Origin of the sequence: Rubrivirga marina, from assembly GCF_002283365.1 — a bacterium.
In the GTDB taxonomy this organism is placed as follows: domain Bacteria; phylum Bacteroidota; class Rhodothermia; order Rhodothermales; family Rubricoccaceae; genus Rubrivirga; species Rubrivirga marina.
Genome location: NZ_MQWD01000001.1, coordinates 2,473,662 through 2,494,525, shown reverse-complemented (window position 1 = coordinate 2,494,525; position 20,864 = coordinate 2,473,662). Strand labels below are relative to the sequence as shown.

The following is a 20,864-nucleotide window of genomic DNA, read 5'->3' as shown; positions in this document are numbered from 1 at the left end:
GCCTACGACTCGCGGCCCGGCAGGTGGAGCTCGACGGGGTCCGGCGTGGCCGCCTTGAGCGTGCCCCGACTGATGATCGTCGCGCCCTTGTTGCCCCGGTTCGTCACGTCGAACTTCGTCGTCCGGACGGTCTCCTCTCGCCCGCGGCTCGTCTCGACCTCCAGCCCGCGGCGGGCGGCGTCCGAGACGGCCATGCCGAGGACGCGGTCATCCCGGGCCTCCAGGCGCATCGCGATGACGCCCTTCGCCGCGCTCTTGAACACGGGCACCTGCGGGACCGGGAAGATCAGCGCGCGGCCCTGCTTCGAGGCGAGGCACACGTTCTCCGACCCCGAGCAGACCTCGGCGTTGACGACCCGCTGGCCATTCGCGAGGCGCATCACGACCCGGCCGTTCTTGTTCGACGGCTCGACGAACGACTCGGTCTCGAGCCGGACCGCCAGCCCGTCGGTCGACACGGCCACGAGGTACGGCCCGACCGTCACGTCCTCGGACGGCGGCGCGCCGTCGCCCTGGAACAGCTCCGGCTGCGGGACCCCGTTCACCTCGGGCACCCCGACCGGCATCACGCGCGCGTCGAAGCTCGCCACGCCCACGACCGTCTCGCGGTCGGCGAAGTCGAAGTACTTCTGGACCGGGTCGCCGTAGCCCGTCGTCTGCGGGAGGTCGTCCACGCGGATCGTGTAGCAGCGGCCGGCCGACGAGAAGAACCCGATCGTGGCGCGCGTCGAGGCCGCGAGGGCGTAGAGCACGCGGTCGCCCTCGCGCACGCGGATCGCGTCGAGGTCGGTGTAGGACCGCTGGCGCTTGACCCAGCCGTCCTTCGTCACGATGACGTAGACGTCCTCCTTGATGATGTAGTCCTCGGCGGCGTACTCGACCACGGCGTCCGGCCCGGAGATCGCGGTCCGCCGGTCGTCGGCGTACTGCTTCTTGATCTCGCGGAGCTCGGCGCGGACGATCTTCCAGCGGCCGTCCTCGTCCTTGAGGAGCGCGCGGATCGCCTTGGCCCGCTTCTCCTTCTCGCGGAGCTCCTTCAGGATGGCGTCGATCTCCATCTGCGCTAGCCGGTACAGCTTGATCTCGAGGACGGCGTCGGCCTGCTCCTCGTCGAGGCGGAAGCGGTGGCGGAGGCGGCCGTTCGCGTCGGCCTTGTTCTTCGACGACCGGATGAGCTTGATGGCCTCGTCGAGCGCGTCGAAGATGATGGCGAAGCCCTTGAGGATGTGGATCCGCTTCTCGAGGGCGCGGAGCTCGTGCTCCAGCCGTCGCGTCACGACCTCGAGCCGGAAGTCGAGGAAGTGCCGGAGCGCCGTTTTCAGATCGACCTTCTGCGGCGCCGCGACCTCCGGGTTGTCGGTCGGGACGAGCGCCGTGAGGTTGACGTGGAACCGGCTCTGGAGCGGCGTGTGCTTGAAGAGGTACGCCATGGCCGCCTCGGCCGAGGCCCCGCGCTTGATCTCCAGCACGATCCGGACGTCCTCCGTCGACTCGTCGCGGACGTCGACGATCTGGGGCACCTTCCCGGCCCGGATGTGGTCAGCGATCTTCTCGATCAGGTCGGCCTTCGTGACCGCGTAGGGGATCGACGTGACGATGACCGTCGTCTTCCCCTCCGTCTCGTACTCGCCGCGGAGGTCGATCGGGCCCTCGCCGGTCTCGTAGATCGCGGCGATCTCCTCGGGCGTGTTGAGGATCCGCCCGCCCGTCGGGAAGTCGGGGCCCTGGACGTCCCTCAGGAGCGTGTCGAGGCGGGCGTTCGGGCTCTTGATGAGCGAGAGGCACGCGTCGACGACCTCGCCGAGGTTGTGCGGCGGCACGTTCGTCGCCATCCCGACCGCGATGCCGGTGGCCCCGTTGATGAGGAAGTTGGGGACGGGCGACGGGAGGACGACGGGCTCGAACAGCTGGCCGTCGTAGGTCGGCCGGAAGGCGACCGTGTCCTGCTTGATCTCGCGGAGGAGCTCGGCCCCGAGCGCCCGGAGCCGGGCCTCGGTGTAGCGCATGGCCGCGGGCGAGTCGCCGTCGAGCGAGCCGAAGTTGCCCTGGCCGTCGACGAGGGGCGCCCGCAGCGACCAGTCCTGCGCCATCCGGACCATCGCGTCGTAGATGGCCGTGTCGCCGTGGGGGTGGTACTTGCCCATCGTCTCACCGACGATCGTGGCGGACTTCCGATGGCGCGACTCCGGCCCGAGCCGGAGGTTCGTGTACATGGCGTACAGGATCCGCCGCTGGACCGGCTTGAGGCCGTCGCGGACGTCCGGCAGCGCCCGGCTGGTGATGACGGAGAGGGCGTAGGTGAGGTACCGCTCGCGGGCCGTCTCGTGGAGCGGGATCGTGTCGACGACGGGCATCTTTTGGAACTCAGGGGGACGGCCGCTAAAGTAGCGTCGCCCCCTGACACCCCGCGTCACACCTCCGCCGATGCTCCGTCTCCTCCTCGGCCTCGGTGCGCTGGTGGTCCTAGCCGGTTGCCGCCTCGCCCCCGACACGGCGACCGATCCGGACCCGTACGCCGTCCCTCCCGCACCGCCCCCGACCTCCGATCCGCTCCGGCCAGACACGCGGACCGCGTTCGACACGGGGTTCGACACCACGGTCCTCGGAGGCTACGAGGTGTTCACGGTCCTCGGTGTCTACCACGGCGCCGAGGCCCCCGCCCGCGACGGCGAGACGTGGCAGGCCGTCGACACGACGGGGCCGGGCGCCGAGCTCCGGTCCGTCCAACTCCGCGTCGAGGCCGCCCGAGACGAGGTCATCGACCCCGACACCGGACCCTTCACGGGCCGCCGCGTAACGACGCCGGCATCGGTCGTCGACGAGTTCGGGGGAGTCGAGGACCCCTCGACCCTGTTCGTCCGTCGTGAGGCCGGGCCGCTTCCGAACGGTCCGGTCTCGGTGGTCGCGGACAGCGAGACGACGTACCTCCGGGAGTCGGGCGCCTATCCGCTCTCACTCGACGGCGCGACCTACACGCTCACCGTCGTCGCCGACTCGAGTGAGGGTGGCTTCATTCGCCAGTGGCAGATCTCGCTCACGACCCCCAACGGAAGCACCCAGCCGGTCACCCGCGTGCCGAATCGGGACGGCGGCCACCCCCGCCTCCTCTGGGCCGGCGACCTCGACAGCGACGGGCGCCTCGACCTCGTCCTCGACGAGTCGTGGCACTACAACGTCACCGTGACCACGCTCTACGTCTCGAGCGAGGCCTCCCCCGGGGTGGTCCTCCGCCGCGTCGCGCGACACGAGACGACGGGCTGCTGAACCGGCGCCGGCATCCGAAACGGCGAGCGGGACATCCGGGCGCAGTCCGTCCCATCCGCAGCCGGCACCGGCGACCGGGCCTTCGCGAGACGAGCGTCGCGCGCGCTCGCAGGCGCCCCTGGCCACTCCGGCCCGCCAGCGAGACAATGGAGCCCGCGCCCGACGATCGCCGGCGCGAGGACGCGGACCGGCGAGCCCTTCGAGACCGACGACGAACGCCCAGGGAGGCCGGCCGCCTTTCGGCGACGCGCGCTCGGCGGTGCGCTCGCACCGACCGTACGGAAGGCTCCGTCACGGGACCGCCGGGTCGCGCCCTCGGCGGGGACGGGGAGCCCGGCCTCCGCCGTCACGACGCTCGCCCGCTCGGTAAGGACCTGGGGACGGGCGCCCTGCGCGGAGTCGGCGTCGACAGAGTGCGCCGGCGGGGGCGCGATCGGCTGGGGCGTGGGGCCTTCCGGTTGCTCCCGCACAGAGAGGCGAGCGGCCACCGGGCTGGCCCCGGCGTCAGAGCGCGCGCCCGGCTCGCTCGACGACGGCGCCGAGGCGGCTGCGACCGGGTCGGCGGGTTGAGGCCGGACGGTCAAGAGCGGCCGGGACGCGGGGGCGGCCTCCGCCCGGATCGTTCCGCCGCGCAGGATGCGGATTTCGCGGCGCTCGGGGACGACGCGCCACAACAGATCGACCGGCTCCGTGACGTGAAGCGGCCACGTCTCGCGCTCCAGACGGTGCCCCTCCGGCATTCGGCCGTGGACGACGCGGAGCGTGTACACCCCGGCTGGGAGGTCGAGGAAGTCGAAGCGCCCCTCGGCGTCGGTGACGACGCGATGCCGCTGGCCGGTCCCCTCCGCCTCGACGACGACGTGGGGCACCCCGGCGGCGTCCGTCGTGTCGGTGCGCGCGCCGGTGCCGAGGACCCGGACCCGCCGGAGCGCGCCGCGGATCGAGACGCGACGGCCGATCTCGATCTCGACCGGCTCGCCGGGCCGGAGTTGCAAAGGGAGCGCCGTCAGGGGCACCTGATCGGCCCCGAGCGTCGACCGGTCGACAAAGAGGTAGCCGCCGGCCGGCGTCGCGTCGAAGCTGAACGCGCCGTCGCGGTCCGTCACGACGCGGTCCGAGCCGAAGAACACGACGAGCCCGGACACGCCGCGCCCTGTCCCCGCGTCGACGAACCGACCGCGGACCCGGGCGACCTCGGCCCGATACGGAAGCGGCACGCGGACCGGGACGCGGAGCGTCAGGTGCGCGTGGTCGGCCCGGTAGTCGCCGGCGCGGTAGACGCTGGCGCCGAGCGACAGCTCGCGGTCGGCCGGGAGTTGGACCGTCGCGTCGAGCCGGCCGGAGGCCGTCGCGTCGCGGAGCGCCTGCTCGGGCGTGTCGACGCGGTACTCCCCGACGTCGAGCCCGGCCTGCAGCCGCAGCCACTCGCCGAGGCGGACGGCGCCCGACACGCCGCCGAGCCACCGGCGCGACGCGTACGTGTCCCACATCGAGCCGCCTTCCGCGCCCTCGACGTGCCCGCTGACGTGGCCCCAGGACCCGTTGTAGCCGGTGGACAGTCGGGCCGTCCACCCCGGGGTCGCCCCGTCCGCGTCGGCGAACGTGACTCGTCCGAGGTCGCCGTCGAGGCGGAGGCGCGCGCCCCGCCACGCCAGGCCCAACTGGCCGCGCGCGGCGGTCTGCGTCCGGTCGAACAGGCCGAGGCGGACGCGGTGCTCACGGGCAGCGCCGAGGCCGCCGGTCAGCGTCACACCGCCGAGGTCCGTCGTGCCCTCCACCATCGCGTCGAGGAGATCCTCCGACGACGGCCGGAGGATGTCGCCCCGCCCGGCGTCCTGCGACGCAGCCCGCCAGCTCACGCGGATGAAGGAACGCGGAGCGAGGGCCATCCGCCCCTGGAGCGTGTGCGCCGTGTGCGAGGTAAAGCGGCCGGGCTGGCTCTGGTCGCGCCGGCGAGCCGTAGCCCCAAGCGCGAGGCGCCCGACGTCGGCGGAGGCGCGGAGAGAGTAGACGGGGCGCATCCGGTCGAGCGCGAGCCCGGCCTCGGTGTCCAGGTCGAGCCGCGGCAGCGCCTCCGACTGGACCCGGGCGGTCACGACGCGACCGCCGAGCTCGCCGACGCCCATGAGCGCGTTGAGGGTCGCCTCGCCTAGCCGGCCGCGCGCGCCTACCGTCGCACCGACGTCCGTGTTCGGCACCTGGGCGGTGCGGGTCAAGGGTTGGCGCACGTGGGCGGCGGCGATCACGCCCCGGTGCTCGAGCTGGACGCGCGCGCCCGCGCCGTACGTCGACGACGCCGTCGCGGGCGAAAGCATGTACGACCCGGTCCCGGCCCGTGCCTCGACGCCCGGCCCGCGGTACTCCGCCCACCACTCCGGCGTCCCGGCGTACACCGACTCGGACCGCTGGCCGATGCCCGCGAGCACGAGCGAGGCCTGGTGGCGGCCGGCCGGGTCGAGCGGGACACGCCCCGCCAGCCCCACGAGTGGGACCGACGCCCCATCACGCCCGACGGCCGAGATCGCGCCGACGAGCGGCCACGTGTGGTCCGGGGCCGCCGACCCCGTTCGCGGGATGACTTCCACGGTGGTCTGCCCACGCGCCGCGAGCCCGGGGCGGCCCGAAAGCCGCGCCTCCACGAGGAGCCGGTCGGTCGTCGCGGTGGGCCGCACGGCCGTCTGCACGACGACGGGGACCTCCACGGTCGTGGCCGGGGGGACCTCGACGGCCGTCTCAGCGGGGTCGACCGCGTGGCGCTCGGTGGACCGGAGCGCGAGCGCGACGAGCGCGGGCGCGTTGCCGCCGTTCGACACGAGTACCGTCGCCGAGTACGGCTCGCCGGCCGGGACGTAGCGGGGGCCGCCGGTCACCATCACGGCGATCGCCTCCCGCACGGACACCTCCACGACCTTCCGCACGCGCGTCGGGGTGTGGCCGTCGGCCCGGACCCACACGTCGATCGGGTAGAACCCCGCCTCGGCGTCCATCGGGGCGCGGAGGCTGACGAGTTGGAGCGTCGAGCCCCGGGCCGTGAGGTCGAGCGTGGGACGCGTGATGAGGGTCCGCCACCCACCGAGGGGCGTCGCGTCGAGGTGGACGGCCCGCGAGCGGCCGGAGGTCTCGTCGATGCGGATCCCGAAACCGACTGTCCCGCCCGGAGCGACGAGGAGCGTGTCGGGTCCCGGCGTCCGGACGCGGAGCGGGGCGTCGGTCGCGGGCGTCACGGCCGGGCTCGCCGAGGCGGCCAGGGCTACCAGGTCGGCGGGCCGCGACGGGGCCTGCGCCCGAGGGGACCCGGTCGCGAGCGCCAACAGGACTGCCAGGAGCGCGCGGGCCACGCCTTAGAGCTCGAGCGTGTACTGCGCCCCGAACACGCCGGCTTCCCCGCCGTCGATCACCAACAGCGCCTCGTAGACGCCGGGGTCGAGGGCGCTGAGGTCGACGCGGTGACGGAACGACGTGCCCGGGTAGATCCGGGCCGACGAGCCCTCGATCCGGCCGACCGCGACGCCGTCGGCATCGAACACGTCGACGTAGACCGGGCCGTCGATCATCCGCTCGCCCGGGTTCGTGACGGCCGCGGCGAGGATCCGCCCGCCCTCGGCCCGGTCGAGGAGCGCGACGTCGACCACCTCGGCGACGGCCTCGGCCTCCCCGACGTGGCTGGCGATCTGGACGCCGTAGCGGACCCGCTCGAACACGCCGTACCGGACCTGCTCGCCCTCCTCCGGCTCGAGCGTCGACTCGGCGGACCCGCGGGCGATCGGCTCGACCATCAGCATGGACCAGTACGAGCCCGAGGCGGGCAGGTCGGCCGGGACGGCGACGGTGAGGGTGACGGGGACGGTCTCGCCGGCCGGCAGCGTGAGCACGGGCGGGGCGAACGTGATCCAGCGCGCGTTCGAGCGCTCTGAGGTGCCGGGGTCGGGGTACACGTTCGAGCCGTCGGCCGCGAACCGGTAGTCGGTGAGGAACAGCCGGGCCTGCTGCGGCTGGTCGGTCGGGTTGTGGAGTCGGACGACCTCCTCGTAGGCCTGGCCCGGCGTCACGTCGCGGTCGCGCGAGAGCGCGCCGTAGACGACGATCTGGGCGGCGGCGGGGGCGGCGAGGAGCGCCGCCAGCGCGGCGACGACGGCGAGTCGGAGCGTCATTGCTGCGTGATGGTGTAGACGACGGTGTGGTCGTCGCTCCCACTGGCGGGCATCCCCGTGACCGTCGCCTCGTAGCGGAGGGTCGCCCGCCCCTCGAGGAACAGGAAGAGGATGGTCCCGGGAATGTCCGTGACGAGGTCTCGGGCCGGCGCGCCGTCTTGGAGCACGACCCGCCCGGCCGACCGGCCGAGGTACGGGCTCGTCGCCTGGACGCTCAGCCCGTAGGCCTGCGCGGGGGTGACGGTCTCGACCGTGACCTTGGTCTGGCTGAACAGCAGGCCTCGCCAGCGGAGGAGCGAGCCGGTGTCGACGCCGGTCCCGAACCCGACGCCCGTGAACGGGACCTGGATGTCAACGCCGGAGGGCGAGACGGCCAGGGCCTGCGCGCCGGCCTCGGGGGCGAGCCCGAGGCCGACGAGGAGCAAGAGCGCGAGCGTACGCATGGACCGGGCCAGGCCGGCGAGCGACGCGGGGAGCGGCTACTGGTCGGTGATCGTGAACGTCACCGTGTTGGTCTCGCCAGGGCCGTTCGGGAGCGCCTCCGACGTGGCCGAGGCCGTGTAGTCAATGCTGAGGCCCGTCGCGTTGACGGTCGCGACGTCCGTGACGAGGTCGGCGGCCGTGGTCGAGAGGTCGACGTAGTCCTCGCTCGAGGCGCCCGACGGGGCGGCGAGCTTGACGGAGAGCGTGATGCCCGTCGCGAAGTCGCTGTCGAGCAGACCCGTGATCTTGTTGTCCTCCGTGTTGACGGTGATGTTGTACGAGCTCGTCTGCGTGGCGTCGGAGAAGGCGCTACCGGCGGTCGGCGTCGTGAACGTGAGCGTGACGGCGCCGGCGCCGACCGCGATCGACTCGACTTCGGGAACGACGACGGTGACGTCTTGCGTCGCAGTCTGGGCAGTGGCCGGAAGGGCGACGAGCGCCATCGCGGTGATGGCCAGGATTCGGTGGAGCATGAGGCTGGGGGTGTGGGGTGTCGGGCAAGGGCCCGTGGGTGCTGACCCCTTTGCCAAGCGCGTGCCGCCAGGTGCGCAAACGCTTCCACAGGACCTCAGACTCCCATAAAAAAACATCACTTAGGGCCTGCAGGACCTCCTAACCCATACCACACACCCCTGTTTGGAGTCCCAACCCGCTGCCGGACAGAATCCAACACGGCATCAACCAAATGGGGTCGTATCGAAACGAGACGGGCCACTTTCTTCCTTTCGATGAAGCACCGGGACGGCTCACCTAGTCCATGAGTACTAGGCCGAGTCTCGCGAATCCAGATCGGCCTGCACGCGGTTCCGAATCCCTCTCGCCGCGTCGCGCTCCTCGCGAGCCAGCCCCGGCCCTCGCGTTCGGCCCCGTTCCGGATCACAAGACAGAGCCCATGACACCCACCGGACTCACTCGCCGGTCAGCGCGGCCGTGAAGTAGTCGTCGCCGCCCTCACGCGGGTGGAGCGCCACGATGCCCGCCCGCGCCAGCGTGACGAGGGCTTTGGACGCCTTCCACGGGGGCAGCCGGTTCATCCGGGCGTATTCGCGGACCGTGATCCGCTCGTGGCGCTCGAGGTACTGGAGCAGCTTCCGCTCGGCGTCCCCGAACGTGAACGTCACGGTGTCCCCCCGGCCCTCAGCCTTCATGAGGGCGACGGCCTCGCGGCTCGCCTCGACCGACTGGTCGGCCACGCGCACGAACGCGCGCTGCTTGGGGAGCGTCCCGTCCGGCCGCCGGTCGGGCTTCAGCACGTGCGGTCGGTCCGCCGAGGCGGGCACGTGAACGACGAGGACCTCGCGCGTCCGGCTGACGCGGACAGGCTCGAACCGGAGATCGACGGGCGGCAGGATTCGGTCGTCGAGCGCGGTCCGGAGCGCGTAAAACTCCTCCTGGGCGTCCTTCACGCCCAACACTGTCCCGTCGTCGTCGACGCCCACCAGCACCTTCCCGCCGTCCGTGTTGGCCAGCGCGATGACTTCGCGGGCGATCCGCTCCGGACGCGGGACGCGGTTCTTGAACTCGATGTGCTGCCCCTCCCCGAGCGCCGCGAGCCGTTTGACGTCGTCGTGTGTCATGAGGGTGGAGGCGTGAGGATCGAGGCGCGAGGGTGCGACGCGAGACCTTCCGCCTCGCGCCACCCGCCTCACGCCTCGGTGCCGTCGAAGGCGGGCGTGTCGAAGTGGGCTGCCTCGAGCTTCGGGTCGCGCTCCATGAGCTGGCCGACGGCCGCGGCCGGGTCGAGCCCGTCGAACAGGATGGCGTGGACGGCCTCGGTGATCGGCATCTCGACGCCGGTCCGATCGGCCAGCTGGCGGACGGACTCCGTCGTCCGGACGCCTTCGACGACCATCGTCGAGTGCCCGAGCGCCTCCGCACGCGTCTCGCCGCGCCCGACGCGCTCCCCAAAGGCGCGGTTGCGGCTGTGCCGACTGAAGCACGTGACCACGAGGTCGCCCAGCCCGGCGAGGCCGGCGAACGTGTGGGCGTCCGCGCCGAGGGCGAGCCCGAGGCGGGTGATTTCGGCCAGCCCGCGCGTGACGAGCGCGGCCTTCGCGTTGTCGCCCAACCCGAGCCCGTCGGCCATCCCCGCCGCCACGGCCATCACGTTCTTGACCGACCCGCCTACCTCGACGCCGACCAGGTCGGTGTTCGTGTAGACCCGAAGCGCCGGACGCATAAACACTTGCTGGACAAGGGATGCGATCCGGCCATCCGAGAATGCGGCGACGACGCTGGTCGGTTTTTCGAGGGCGACTTCCTCGGCGTGGCTCGGTCCGTACAGCACCCCGACGCGGTCCGGATCCGCCGTGGGCAGAACCTCCCGCAGCACGCCGCTCGTCGTCAGCAGCGTGTCCGTCTCGATTCCCTTGGCCACGGACACGACGACGAGTCGGTCGGCCACGCAGTCCGCGAGCGGCGCCATCACGTCGCGGACCGACTGGCTGGGCACGGCGACGAGCCACACGTCGGCCCCGTTGACGGCAGCGCCGAGGTCGGAGGTGACGGCGACGGACGCGGGGACCTCGGCCTCGGGGAGGTAGGGCGCGTTCCTGCGGGTGTCCCGGATGGCCGCGGCGGCGTCCTCCCGCCGCGCCCAGAGCGTGACGGCGTGGCCCCCACGGGCGAGGCTCACGGCGAGGGCCGTGCCCCAGCTCCCGGCGCCGAGGACCGCGATGCGTGTCGGTGTCATGTCGGTGGGACGTGGTTCGGCGGGCGGGGTTCGGAGGCAGCGGGGTCTCCCCTACCCCTCTCGGACCACGCGGCCGACCTCGAACGCCGGCTCGCCGAGCGCGCCGAGGACCGTCAGCGCGCGCTCGCGCGCGGCCTCCGGGACGACGACCACGAGCCCGACGCCCAGGTTGAACGTCCGCCGCATGTCGTCCTCCGGCACGTCGCCGACCTCCTGGATCAGCCGGAAGAGCGGCGGGCGGGCCCAGGCGTCCCACACCACGTCGAGCCCGAGGCCGTCGGGGAGGATCCGCGACGTGTTGCCGACGAGGCCGCCGCCGGTCACGTGCGCGAACCCGTGCGCGAGGCCCTCAGCGATGAGTGCCTGGATCGCGTCGAGGTAGCTCTTGTGGACGCGGAGGAGGGCGTCGCCGATCGTCTCGCCCTTGAGGACGTCGGGCGTGTCGCCGGCCACGAACCGGTCGAACAGGACCTTCCGCGCGAGCGTGTAGCCGTTCGTGTGGAGGCCAGTCGACGGAAGGCCGAGGAGCAGGTCGCCCTCCTCGATCGCGGAGCCGTCCACGATCCCGTCGCGCTCGACGACCCCGACGATGGTCCCCGCGAGGTCGTACTCGCCGCGGGCGTAGAGGTCGGGCATCTCGGCCGTCTCGCCGCCGATGAGCGCGCAGCCGTTCTCGGTGCACGCCTTCGCGAACCCCTTCACGACGGCCTCCACGACGTCGGGCCGGAGCTGGCCCGCGGCGAAGTAGTCGAGAAAGAAGAGGGGCCGCGCGCCGCAGACGGCGATGTCGTTGACGCAGTGGTTGACGAGGTCCTCGCCGACCGTGTCGTGCTTGTCGACGCGCTGGGCCACTTTCAGCTTCGTCCCCACGCCGTCCATCGACGAGACGAGGACGGGGTCGCGGTACTGGCTCTGGTCGAGGGCGAAGAACCCGCCGAACGCGCCGATGTCGGTCAGCACGCCGGGCGTGAACGTGCCGCGGACGTGGCCCTTGATCCGGCGGACCGCCTCTTCGCCCGCGTCGATGTCGACGCCGGCCTCCTTGTACGTTGCCATCGGGGGGAGCGTGGTGCGGCGGGAAAGCTAGGGCGAGACGGGAGGTGCGGAGGAGAAGAGGCGCGGAGGAGGGGTGACGGATCGGAACGAGCGTGCCCGCCTCGACGCCGAGGCGGAGGGAGCGACGCGAGGCGCTACGCGCTCTGCCCCCGCTTCCACGGAGGGTCCTCCTTGTCGAGGAACGCGGCGACGCCCGCCCTGCAGTCGTCGGTGGCGCGGGCGAGCGCGTTGAGGCGGGCCGCGTAGCTCAGGCCTTCGGCGATGCCGAGCGACGGCACGTCGGCGAGGAGGCGTTTGGTGAGAGCGATGGCGCTCGCGCTCGTCTCGGTCGCGAGTTCGAGGCAGAGCGCATCGGTCGCTTCGTCGAGGTCGTCGGGGGCGACGGCGCGGGTGACGAGCCCGATCCGCTCGGCCTCATCGGCGTCGATCAAGTGCCCCCGCAGCAACAGGTTGCGAGCATCGGCCTCACCCAGCTTGCGAACCAGAAAGACCGACACGATGGCCGGGACGAACCCGATCCGCGTCTCCGTGAACCCGAGCTTGACGCCGTCAGCCGCGATCGAGATGTCGCAGACGGCCGCCAGCCCGCACCCGCCCGCGATCGCGTGGCCCTGGACCTTCGCGACGACCGGCTTCGGGAGGGTGTAGATCGTCTCGAAAAGCCGAGCCAGCGTCTCCGAGTCGGTGAGGTTGGCCTCGGCACTGGCGGTGCTCAGGGCCTGGAGAGCGGCGAGGTCGGCGCCGGCCGAGAACGCCCGGCCGGTCCCGGTCAACACCACGACGCGCACGCTGTCGTCTCCCCCCGCCTCGACGAGGGCGTCGGTCAGCCGCCCGACCAGCTCAGCCGAGAGGGCGTTGCGGACCTCCGGCCGGTCGAGCGTGAGCGTGAGGATGGAGCCAGCGCGAGAGACCTGGAGCATGGGGGAACGCGGGGAGAGGAGATGGAAGATCGCAGGAGCGGACTGACCGGCCCCGCCTCAGCACCGAGGTGGAGGGAGCGACCTCACCTCTCCCCTACGGCCTCCCCCGTCGGAGTGCCGTCTCCTCGGCGAGCGCGGGCGCCTCGACGAGAAACCGGTACAGCGGCCAGAGCTCCTCCTGCGCGTCGATGGCCGCGCCGACGAGGTCGGGGCCGAGCGCCTCGGCCTCCTCACGCGAAATCCGCCGCATCAGCCAGATGCCCTTCGCCCGGCCGAGGTCCTCGGGGATCGCGTCGAGTGGCTCGGTGAACTCGGGGTGGCCCTCCGGCTTCGTCACGTGGGGTGCGAACGCGAGGCGGTAGCCGCGGTCGATGAGGGCGTTGAGGAGCGGGAGCGACCGGCCCTCGTCCTCGACCAGCCGCTGGCGAGCGGCCGGGAAGATGCCCTTGGCGTAGTCGCCGACGTAGATCCCCCACCGGAAGGCGTCGGGGTGGACGGCGTGGCTGAGCTGCACGTCGCTGAGCCGCTTCCGGGGCGGGCGGTAGAAGCTCATCCAGAGGTGGCTGTGCGAGCCGCCCCTGCCAAAGTCGTTCTTCAGGATCCGCGAGAACACGTTCCGCTCGGTTTCGAACGGGAGCGCGTTCGGGATCACCCAGTTGACGGCGAGGTCGTCGCGGTAGCGCTTGAACGGCGCCGTGACGGCGCGGTCGAGGACGTCCTTGAGGTCGCGGTACGTGCCGATGTGGGGGTCGTCCCGGAGGGCCGCCAGCGCCTCGTAGCCCTCAACAGGAAAGCCCTCAAACGTAAGGTCGAGCGGCTGAGGGCGACCGAACGGTGGGGCGGCGTCGGGGACGGGCGGGAGGTCGGGCGTCACGGTCGGGCGGAGGGCGCGCGGTCGGTACCCGGCGGCGGCAGCGGGGGTCCGACTGTCACAGTGACAAGCGGCCGACTGACATTTTTTCCAATAACGGAGGTGGCACGAGGTCTGCAGGGTCGATCCTCGCACCCGAGCGGGTGTCCTTTTGTCCCACTCTCCCCCACTCCCATGACGACTCTCCCGATCCGTCCCGGTCGCGACTTCGCCGTCCTGCGCCGGGAGATGGACCGCCTCTTCGACGACGTGTTCACCGGCGGTCGCGAGGCCGACCAGCGGACCGTCTGGAGCCCCCGCGCCGACGTCGTCGAGACCGACGACGCGTACCGGCTCCTGCTCGACCTCCCGGGCATCGACCGCGACTCGCTCGACGTGACGTTCGACGACGGCACGCTCAAGATCAGCGGCGAGCGGCACCGGACGGCCGAGCGCTCCGAGGGCCGCGTCCACCGCGTCGAGCGCGCGCACGGCCGGTTCTTCCGCTCGGTCAGCCTCGGCACCGACGTCGACCCCGAGGCCATCGAGGCGACGTACGACGACGGCGTGCTGGCCGTCCGCATCGGCAAGAGCGAGGCGAAGCAGCCGCGCCGGATCCCGGTCGGCAGCCGCGCCCAGGCCGACGGCGAGCGCCAGCCCGAGGAGGCCGAGCTCGTGGAGGCCTAGGTCCCAGACAAGGTTTGATTTCCCGGCGCCCCGGCCCGAACGGACCGGGGCGCCGGTCGTTGAAGCGGCCGCGGAAGCGCTCCGGCCTCCCCGCCGCCGGTGACGGTTTCCTGACCCGTTTCCGGTTCTCCTCTCAGCCCCCCACCTCCCCCCTCCATGCGCACGTTCGCTCTCGCCCTCGCCCTTCTCGGCCTCACCGCCGCGTTCGCTCCTGCTCAGGCCCAGGGCGCCTTCATGCCCTACCTCGGGTACAACCTCGATTCAGAAAACGTCGTGCTCGGCGTCGGAGCCCGCTTCGGATTCCCGCTCAACGTTCCGATCTCACTCACCGCCCAGCCTGCGATCGAGTATCAGTTTGTTGACGTGGACGACGTTACGGTTCTCCAACTCGACCTCAACGCTGTGGCCCAGTTCAACGGCGCGATGGTCGCGCCCTACGCAGGGGCTGGCCTCGCTGTCGGATATGTCGATGCGGGAGGGACGAGCGATACAGACCTCGGCCTCAACGTCCTTGGAGGCGTCCTCTTCAACCCGACAGGGTTTGGTCAGCCGTTTGCCCAGGCCCGATACACGATCGGCGATGGTCCAGATGCCCTGACCATCATGGGCGGCGTCGCCCTCGGCTTCTAGCTCACCTCGCGTTCCACCACACCGCCCGCCTCGGTCAACGTGCCGAGGCGGGCGGTGTCATTTCGGGCGCCCGTGGCCAGGCGCCCGCGGGCGGGGCTACAGGAAGATCGAGACGCCAGCCTCGGCGCCGACCGTCGTCACGTCGCCCGTCGTGTAGACGAACCCGTCGGCCGTGAGGGCGCCGCCGGGGAGGAAGAAGAACTTGGCCCCGCCGCGCCCGCCGAACACAAGGTCCGAGTCGTCAGTGATGCTCGTCCCGAGGTTGGCCTCCAGGAACGGGACCGTCGTCGCGCCGGGCCGGCCGAAGTGGTAGGCCCCGAACACGAAGAGCGTCCCGTTCCCGTCGACGTTCTCGAACTTGACGTAATTGAGCCGGACGCCGGCTTCGAGCGCGTCAGTAAAGAAGTACCCGAGGGCCGGCGCGAGCCGGAAGACCGTGTTGCCCTCGGTGGACTGGAACGAGGCCGAGCCGCCGAGCTCGACGAGGCCCTGGTAGACTTGGGCGCGCGGCGCGGCGGCGAAAAGGAGAGCGGCGAGAGCGAGGAGCGAGAAGCGCATGGGCGGTAGGGAGAATGGACGCCGCCAACGGTCACACTGGCGCGACGATCCCACCGCCTGTTGAGGCTTTCCTGAGGGCGCCTCCCTCGACGCACTCACGCGGTCCGCTCGCCGGAGAGGAACGCGATGGCGTCCTCGACCATCGACGGGCTCCCGATGTAGACCGGCGTCCGGTCGTGGAGCGCCTGGGGTTCGACGTCGAGGATCGGGCCCGAGCCCGTCTCGGCCCGGCCGCCGGCCTGCTCCACGATGAAGGCCATCGGGTTGGCCTCGTACATCAGCCGCAGCTTCCCGTTGGGGTCCCGCGTGTTCGACGGGTAGATGTAGACACCGCCCTTCATCAGGTTGCGGTGGAAGTCGGCCACGAACGAGCCGATGTAGCGCGTCGTGTAGGGCCGGTCCGGGTCGTCGGGGTCCTCCTGCTGCATCCACTTGATGTAGCGCTTGAGGCCGTCGTCCCACGAGTTGTAGTTGCCCTCGTTGATCGAGTAGATCCGACCGCGGTTGGGCGTCCGGATGTTGGCATGCGACAGCAAGAACTCCCCGATCGACGGGTCGAGCGTGAATCCGTTGACGCCGTTGCCGGTCGTGTAGACGAGGATCGTGGACGAGCCGTAGACGACGTAGCCCGCGGCCACCTGCTTCCGCCCGCACTGGAGCGCGCTCTCCATCGTCACGCGCCCGACGTGGTCGTCCGGCACGCGGTAGATCGAGAAGATGGTGCCGATCGACACGTTGACGTCGATGTTCGACGAGCCGTCGAGCGGGTCGAACAGGACGACGTACTTGCCCTGGCAGTCGTCGAAGAGGAGCGGGATCGCCTCGGCGTGCTCCTCGGAGCCGATCAGGCAGACCTCGCCGCCGCGGCGGAGCGCACGGACGAACTCCTCGTGGGCGAGCAGGTCGAGCTTTTTCTGCTCCTCGTCCTGCACGTTGATCTCCCCCGTCTCGCCGAAGAGGTCCACGAGCCCGGCCTTCCGAACGTCGCGGTCGACGATCTTGGCGGCCACGGCGATGTCGCGGAGGAGGCGCGAGAACTGGCCCTTCGAGCCCGGCGCGTCCTGCTCCCGCTCGATGATGAACTGCTCGAGCGTCTTGAAGGCGCCGCCGCCCGTGGCGAGCGTGTTGCCAGCACCGTTGGCGCCGTTCGGCCGGGCCGTCGTCTGAGTCTGCATAAGGGGAAGTCGCTTCCGGGGGAACGGGTCGCCGGAAGCTACGCCCCGAGCCGTCCCCCCTCGGTCAGGGATCGGAGCACCCCGTCGGTGCGCTCCCCGACCTCCGCCCCATCGCGCCACTCCTCCACCAGCCGCGCCAGCGCCGGCCCGTCGTCCACGTCGTAGTGGGCTGGGAGGACGACCGGCGTGAGATCGGACTCCATCACGCGCTCCAGCGTGTCCTCGAACACGTCGGGGTGGCTGTAGTCCATGTCGAACAGGTCCGGGACGATGTCGTTGAGCCCGAGCAGGTAGTAGCCGCCGTCGTCGCTCGGGCCGAGGACGGCCGTGAGCGGGTCGTCGAGGCACTCGAAGGCGATGCCGAACAAGTCGACCGGGAGCGTCGGGTGGTCGGTCCCGACGACAACGGCGCGGTCGTGGCCAGCGGCGAACGTCTCGACGAAGGCGCGGAGCATCCGCTCGCCGAGCCCGTCGCCTCGCTGGCGGAACGTGCCGACGCCAGACGGCACGCCGTCCAGGTCGTCGGGCCCAGCCAGGTACAGCCGGACGGCGGGCCCGGCCGCCTCGGCGCCGAGGCGGGCGTAGCGGTCGAGCGCGTCGCGGAGGAACGCCTCGTAGAGGCCGGCGGCCTCCTCGGGCGTGAGGGGCGGGCACAGCCGCGTCTTGACGCGCCCGGGCTCCGGCACCTTCGCGAACACGATCAGCGCGGGACGGCTCACGAGCCGGCCTCGTCCAGGGGCACGAACCGCATGGCCAGCCCGTCGACGGCGCGGAGCGGGACGGCCCGGATCCACCACGGCCGGTCGAGCACCTCGACGTCGGGCGTCGGGCCCTCGAAGCGCTCGCCCTCGTCCACGACGCGGATATACGCCTCGAACACGTCGGTCTCGGCCACCTCGGGGAACTCCTCGAGGAGCTGGCGGCCGACGAGGTCGTCGGCGTCGCGCCCCACGATCTCGGCGGCCCGGTCGGTGACGAGGAGCCACTCGAAGTCCTCGACGGCCCCGTCGCCGTCGCGGACGGCGCGGTAGGCCATGACGCCCTCGGCCGATGCCGAGAGCACGGCGCGGAGGAGGTCCTCGGACCGCTCGGCGGCGAGGGCCGTCGCCCGGAGGTCCGTGACGTCGTGGAACGAGACGACGACCGCCTCGGGCGTCCCGTCCCCGTCGTGGTCGAGCGGCGTCGCGTTGACGCGGTACCAGCGGACCGGCTTGCCGGGCGGCACGATGCCCTGGACCAGGCCGCGCACGGGCTCGCCGGTCCGGAGCACCTCCCGTTCGGGGAGGTCGGCCGGCGTGAGGGGGGTCCCGTCGGCGTCGAGGACGGGCCAGCGGTCGGGCAGGTCGTCGGTCTCCGCGTCGTGGGCCACGTCGAGGCCGAGGAACTCGCGGGCCGACGGGTTCGACATGACCACCTCGAAGTTCGTGTCGACGACGATCACGCCGGCGTCGACGGTCTCCACGATGGCGCGGTAGCGCTCGCGGCTCGCGGCCTCCGCCGCCTCGGCCCGGTCGGCCTCGATCCGGCGACCGACGGCCTGGGCCATGACCTCGATGAGGTCGCGCTCGACGTCGGAGAACCCCTCCGGTCGCGGCTCCGGCGACACGAAGTTGAGCGTCCCGAACAGCGCGCCGTCGACGGTCACCGGCGTGCCGATGAACGCGCGGAGGCCGCGGGCCACGCAGGCCGGGTGGTCCGGCGCCTGCTCCTGCGCGTCGCCGTAGGTGACGGTGTGGCCCAGGTCGACGACGGCGTCGCAGAATGCCTCGCTGAGGGGGACGGTCAGCCCGGGGTGGAATCCGGGGTCAGGCGAGACGACGGCCTCCAGGCGGTACATCCTCTCGCCCGTGACCTCGTCGACCGGCGTCGCGGAGAGGATGCCGACGGGCAGGTCGAACATCTCACAGCCGGCGCGGAGGTAGGCGTCGAACCGGTCGGCCGGCGAGTCGTGCTCGGCCGTCGTGATGGCGTGGAGGATCTTGAGGTCCTCGGAGAACGCCTCGAGCTGGCGGGTGCGCTGGGCGACGGACGCCTCGAGCTGGCGGTTCGACCGCGCGATCGAGCGGCGGAACTGGCGGCGGTCGGCGTCGTCGCGGCAGAGGGCGACGACGCACAGCTTCCCGGCGAGCTCGACCAGCCGCGCGTGCGTGGACATGTAGAGCCGGTCGCCGGACTTCGTGCGGTGGACCGAGTCGAACGTGGCCCGCCGCGTCCGGCGGAGTTCCGTGAGCGCCCCCTCGGCGTCGAAGCGGTCCGAGTCGATGAGGTCGTGGACCGTCATCGCGCGGAGCTCGTCGGGCGAGTAGCCGTAGCGGTTGACGGCGGCGTCGTTGAAGACGAGGAACGTCCCTGGCCCCTCCGGCCCGATCGGGTACACGAGGACCACGTCACCGATGGCGTCGAGGAGGGTCCGCGAGCGGTTCTCCTCCCGCGCGAGGTCGGCCTGCGCGTCCTGGAGCGCCTGCGCGCCCTCGCTGGCGCTCTCCGACACGACGGCGAGAGCCCCGTCGTCGAGCGGGATCGCGCGGACCGCGGCGCCGCTCCCGGTCGGGTCGCCCTCTGCCCCCAGATCGCGCGGTTGGCCCGACCGGAGAACGTCGGCGTAGAGCCGGAGCAAGCCGGCCTCGGTCGCGACCGGGGCCACCTCCGCGAGCCGCTCGCCGGTGCGGGCGCGCAAGTCGACACCCGCCACCGTCGCACTGGCCGGGTTCGCATACCGGATGCGGAGCGTCGCCGGGTCGCCCGGGTCGTCGAGCTCGTAGATGGCGACGCCGACGGGGAGCACGTCGAGCAGGCGGCGGTCCAGCGTGTCGGAAGCGAGCGGACGCAATGAGCTCATGGGCGGGAGGGGGGCGACCGAGAACAGGCGGCAGAGAGGTGAGATCCCCGCTGGCTGCGCGGACGCAAGCTCGTCACGGGGGTCCGTGCCCGTCTCTCATGAGAACGCTGTGCCAAGCGCCAGCCGCGTGGCCTCTACACGCGTTTTTGATTCGCATCGCCCTGCCAGGCGCTCAGGAGGCCTGCGAGCGGACCGAGGCGGGCGCCCTCGTCGCGGGCCCGTCCGAGTTCGCGGTCGAGGGTGTCCACCCACCTGTCCCACGCCGCGTCGTCCCCCCCGATCTGGTTGTGCCACAGCACGACGGCGATACCGCCGCGCCGGCGGGCCGCCTCGAAGATGGACCGGATCGCCTCGGCGCCCGCCTCAGGGTCGAGCCCGCGGTAGTCGGTGAGCGTCGTGTCCATGACCGCGAGCGGGACCTCCCACAGGTCCGACGGGCGGTCGGCGTCGAGGTCGTAGAGGCGGAACGGGTGACACGTGCCGCGGCGGAACCCCTCGTGCTCGGCGAACCCGAGCGTGCTGTCGATCCGGACGCCGCGGCCGGCGAGGGCGCGCGGCGTTTCGGGCTCCGACCAGCGGAGAAAGTGCGTCCGCGCGAGACGCGGCGGCGTGCCGATCGCGGACTCGAACCGCTCCGCCTCGGCGTTCCAGCGGGCGGGGTGGTCGTGGACGCCGTAGCCGGGGTGCCAGCCGATCTCTCCGTCTGCGACGAGCGTGCGGAGGCGGTCGGCCCGCGCCGTGAGATCAACCGGGAGGTCCTCCGGTGTCCACTGGCCCGGCTTGACGAACCACGTCGCCGGGGCCTCATGCCGCTGCCCCAGGTCCGCCAGCGCCTCGGTCGTCGTCCACCGACGGTCGGGGCCGAGCGCCTGGCGGAGGGCGCCGCGGACGTCGCCGCGCAGGAGCCCGCCGACCAACGCCCGAAGCCGCCGCGTGCGGAGTGCGTCGAGGTCGTGGGTGAGCGCGACAGCCCACGGGGCCCCGTCCCACGTCCGCCCGGGCACGTCGATGCCGGCCTCGCGGAGCGCTGCCGCAAGCCGCCGGCGGTACACGTCGACGGCCGGGCGGAGCGGGCCGCCGGGCGCGGCGCCGAGCGCGGCCTGGAGGGATCGGGCGTACGGGAACCGCCCATGCCGGTCGCGCTCCGACACGGCTCGCTCCTGGAGCCCCGCCAGCCACCACGCCGCGCCGGCGACGAGGTCGCCGAGCGCGTCGGTGGGCCCGCTCGGCCCGACCGGCACCGGCCACGCCTCCCCGTCGATCTTGACCCGGCCCGCCTCGGCGGATGTGCGGAGCCGAGGTGTCGCCAGATCCGCGAGCGCCTGCGGGGTGATCCGTAGCCAGAGCCCGTCCCCCCTCCCCTCCTCCGTCGACACGCCGAGGCGGGCCGAGTCCCTGTGCGTCCACTCGGGCGCGAGGCCGAGACCGCGGAGGAGCTCGTCGAGCCCGTACCGCACCAGGCCCTCCGCGGACGGCACGTCGACACAACAGGGGAGCAAACGCGACATGGGCACCTCGGCGGGCCGGGAGGGTAGACCGCCTCCCCTCTCCCCTGCAAG

General features: G+C 72.2%; 18 protein-coding genes. 3 read left to right on the top strand and 15 right to left on the bottom strand.

The features are described from left to right. Positions 1–2 precede the first annotated feature (2 nt). On the bottom strand, positions 3–2,354 hold the full coding sequence (locus BSZ37_RS10210) for a DNA gyrase/topoisomerase IV subunit A (RefSeq protein WP_095510452.1): 2,352 nt from the start codon (positions 2,352–2,354) through the stop codon (positions 3–5). A 70-nt stretch (positions 2,355–2,424) separates the two neighbouring features. Between BSZ37_RS10210 and BSZ37_RS10205 the strand changes: the two genes are divergently transcribed. Next, positions 2,425–3,264: a hypothetical protein gene (locus BSZ37_RS10205; RefSeq protein ID WP_095510451.1), complete on the top strand. Its 840-nt coding sequence runs from the start codon at positions 2,425–2,427 to the stop codon at positions 3,262–3,264. Here BSZ37_RS10205 and BSZ37_RS10200 read toward each other — a convergent pair. From BSZ37_RS10200 to BSZ37_RS10160, 9 genes are all read right to left on the bottom strand, one after another. Further along, complete coding sequence (locus tag BSZ37_RS10200; protein WP_095510450.1) at positions 3,192–6,602, bottom strand: carboxypeptidase regulatory-like domain-containing protein; 3,411 nt, start codon at positions 6,600–6,602, stop codon at positions 3,192–3,194. The two genes, BSZ37_RS10205 and BSZ37_RS10200, sit on opposite strands and share 73 nt — an antisense overlap. 3 nt (positions 6,603–6,605) lie before the next feature. Next, a complete protein-coding gene (locus BSZ37_RS10195) occupies positions 6,606–7,415 on the bottom strand; it encodes a hypothetical protein (RefSeq protein ID WP_095510449.1) in 810 nt (269 codons plus the stop codon). Further along, positions 7,412–7,858, bottom strand: coding sequence for a hypothetical protein (locus BSZ37_RS10190; protein WP_095510448.1), 447 nt, complete (start codon positions 7,856–7,858; stop codon positions 7,412–7,414). Before BSZ37_RS10190 ends, BSZ37_RS10195 begins: the two co-directional genes overlap by 4 nt. A 36-nt stretch (positions 7,859–7,894) precedes the next feature. Further along, positions 7,895–8,371, bottom strand: coding sequence for a hypothetical protein (locus BSZ37_RS10185; protein ID WP_095510447.1), 477 nt, complete (start codon positions 8,369–8,371; stop codon positions 7,895–7,897). Between the two features lie 435 nt (positions 8,372–8,806). Continuing rightward, positions 8,807–9,475, bottom strand: coding sequence for an AlbA family DNA-binding domain-containing protein (locus BSZ37_RS10180; RefSeq protein WP_095510446.1), 669 nt, complete (start codon positions 9,473–9,475; stop codon positions 8,807–8,809). A gap of 68 nt (positions 9,476–9,543) precedes the next feature. Further along, complete coding sequence (locus tag BSZ37_RS10175) at positions 9,544–10,590, bottom strand: NAD(P)H-dependent glycerol-3-phosphate dehydrogenase (RefSeq protein WP_095510445.1); 1,047 nt, start codon at positions 10,588–10,590, stop codon at positions 9,544–9,546. A gap of 51 nt (positions 10,591–10,641) precedes the next feature. Then, a complete protein-coding gene (gene purM, locus BSZ37_RS10170; protein WP_095510444.1) occupies positions 10,642–11,646 on the bottom strand; it encodes a phosphoribosylformylglycinamidine cyclo-ligase in 1,005 nt (334 codons plus the stop codon). A gap of 134 nt (positions 11,647–11,780) precedes the next feature. Beyond that, a complete protein-coding gene (locus BSZ37_RS10165) occupies positions 11,781–12,566 on the bottom strand; it encodes an enoyl-CoA hydratase/isomerase family protein (RefSeq protein WP_095510443.1) in 786 nt (261 codons plus the stop codon). Between the two features lie 94 nt (positions 12,567–12,660). After that, a complete protein-coding gene (locus BSZ37_RS10160) occupies positions 12,661–13,440 on the bottom strand; it encodes a hypothetical protein (protein WP_095510442.1) in 780 nt (259 codons plus the stop codon). Between the two features lie 171 nt (positions 13,441–13,611). Between BSZ37_RS10160 and BSZ37_RS10155 the strand changes: the two genes are divergently transcribed. Both BSZ37_RS10155 and BSZ37_RS10150 read left to right on the top strand, forming a co-directional pair. Next, positions 13,612–14,103, top strand: a complete 492-nt coding sequence (locus BSZ37_RS10155; RefSeq protein ID WP_095510441.1) for an Hsp20/alpha crystallin family protein — start codon at positions 13,612–13,614, stop codon at positions 14,101–14,103. Between the two features lie 156 nt (positions 14,104–14,259). Next, entirely contained in the window at positions 14,260–14,733 is a 474-nt protein-coding gene (locus tag BSZ37_RS10150) for a hypothetical protein (RefSeq protein ID WP_095510440.1), read from the top strand. Between the two features lie 96 nt (positions 14,734–14,829). On the opposite strand, the gene BSZ37_RS10145 is transcribed toward BSZ37_RS10150, so the two are convergent. The 5 genes from BSZ37_RS10145 to BSZ37_RS10125 all read right to left on the bottom strand — a co-directional run bounded on the left by BSZ37_RS10145 (position 14,830) and on the right by BSZ37_RS10125 (position 20,813). Beyond that, positions 14,830–15,291 carry a porin family protein gene (locus tag BSZ37_RS10145; RefSeq protein WP_095510439.1) on the bottom strand — a complete coding sequence of 154 codons (462 nt, stop codon included), beginning with the start codon at positions 15,289–15,291 and terminating at the stop codon, positions 14,830–14,832. 95 nt (positions 15,292–15,386) lie between these two features. Beyond that, positions 15,387–16,466, bottom strand: a complete 1,080-nt coding sequence (gene fbp, locus BSZ37_RS10140) for a class 1 fructose-bisphosphatase (RefSeq protein ID WP_095510438.1) — start codon at positions 16,464–16,466, stop codon at positions 15,387–15,389. 38 nt (positions 16,467–16,504) lie between these two features. After that, positions 16,505–17,185 carry a TIGR04282 family arsenosugar biosynthesis glycosyltransferase gene (locus BSZ37_RS10135; RefSeq protein ID WP_179299562.1) on the bottom strand — a complete coding sequence of 227 codons (681 nt, stop codon included), beginning with the start codon at positions 17,183–17,185 and terminating at the stop codon, positions 16,505–16,507. Next, positions 17,182–19,305 carry a PAS domain-containing protein gene (locus BSZ37_RS10130; protein ID WP_095510436.1) on the bottom strand — a complete coding sequence of 708 codons (2,124 nt, stop codon included), beginning with the start codon at positions 19,303–19,305 and terminating at the stop codon, positions 17,182–17,184. The genes BSZ37_RS10135 and BSZ37_RS10130 overlap by 4 nt, the downstream gene beginning before the upstream one ends. Positions 19,306–19,439: 134 nt before the next feature. Next, a complete protein-coding gene (locus BSZ37_RS10125) occupies positions 19,440–20,813 on the bottom strand; it encodes a polysaccharide deacetylase family protein (RefSeq protein WP_143537621.1) in 1,374 nt (457 codons plus the stop codon). Positions 20,814–20,864 lie beyond the last annotated feature (51 nt).

Coding starts and splice junctions, on each gene's coding strand:
- BSZ37_RS10175 (WP_095510445.1), bottom strand. CDS start 10,590: ATGACACCGACACGCATCGCGGTCCTCGGCGCCGGGAGCTGGGGCACG.
- BSZ37_RS10155 (WP_095510441.1), top strand. CDS start 13,612: ATGACGACTCTCCCGATCCGTCCCGGTCGCGACTTCGCCGTCCTGCGC.
- BSZ37_RS10185 (WP_095510447.1), bottom strand. CDS start 8,371: ATGCTCCACCGAATCCTGGCCATCACCGCGATGGCGCTCGTCGCCCTT.
- BSZ37_RS10165 (WP_095510443.1), bottom strand. CDS start 12,566: ATGCTCCAGGTCTCTCGCGCTGGCTCCATCCTCACGCTCACGCTCGAC.
- BSZ37_RS10195 (WP_095510449.1), bottom strand. CDS start 7,415: ATGACGCTCCGACTCGCCGTCGTCGCCGCGCTGGCGGCGCTCCTCGCC.
- BSZ37_RS10190 (WP_095510448.1), bottom strand. CDS start 7,858: ATGCGTACGCTCGCGCTCTTGCTCCTCGTCGGCCTCGGGCTCGCCCCC.
- fbp (WP_095510438.1), bottom strand. CDS start 16,466: ATGCAGACTCAGACGACGGCCCGGCCGAACGGCGCCAACGGTGCTGGC.
- BSZ37_RS10150 (WP_095510440.1), top strand. CDS start 14,260: ATGCGCACGTTCGCTCTCGCCCTCGCCCTTCTCGGCCTCACCGCCGCG.
- BSZ37_RS10130 (WP_095510436.1), bottom strand. CDS start 19,305: ATGAGCTCATTGCGTCCGCTCGCTTCCGACACGCTGGACCGCCGCCTG.
- BSZ37_RS10145 (WP_095510439.1), bottom strand. CDS start 15,291: ATGCGCTTCTCGCTCCTCGCTCTCGCCGCTCTCCTTTTCGCCGCCGCG.
- purM (WP_095510444.1), bottom strand. CDS start 11,646: ATGGCAACGTACAAGGAGGCCGGCGTCGACATCGACGCGGGCGAAGAG.
- BSZ37_RS10180 (WP_095510446.1), bottom strand. CDS start 9,475: ATGACACACGACGACGTCAAACGGCTCGCGGCGCTCGGGGAGGGGCAG.
- BSZ37_RS10205 (WP_095510451.1), top strand. CDS start 2,425: ATGCTCCGTCTCCTCCTCGGCCTCGGTGCGCTGGTGGTCCTAGCCGGT.
- BSZ37_RS10125 (WP_143537621.1), bottom strand. CDS start 20,813: ATGTCGCGTTTGCTCCCCTGTTGTGTCGACGTGCCGTCCGCGGAGGGC.
- BSZ37_RS10210 (WP_095510452.1), bottom strand. CDS start 2,354: ATGCCCGTCGTCGACACGATCCCGCTCCACGAGACGGCCCGCGAGCGG.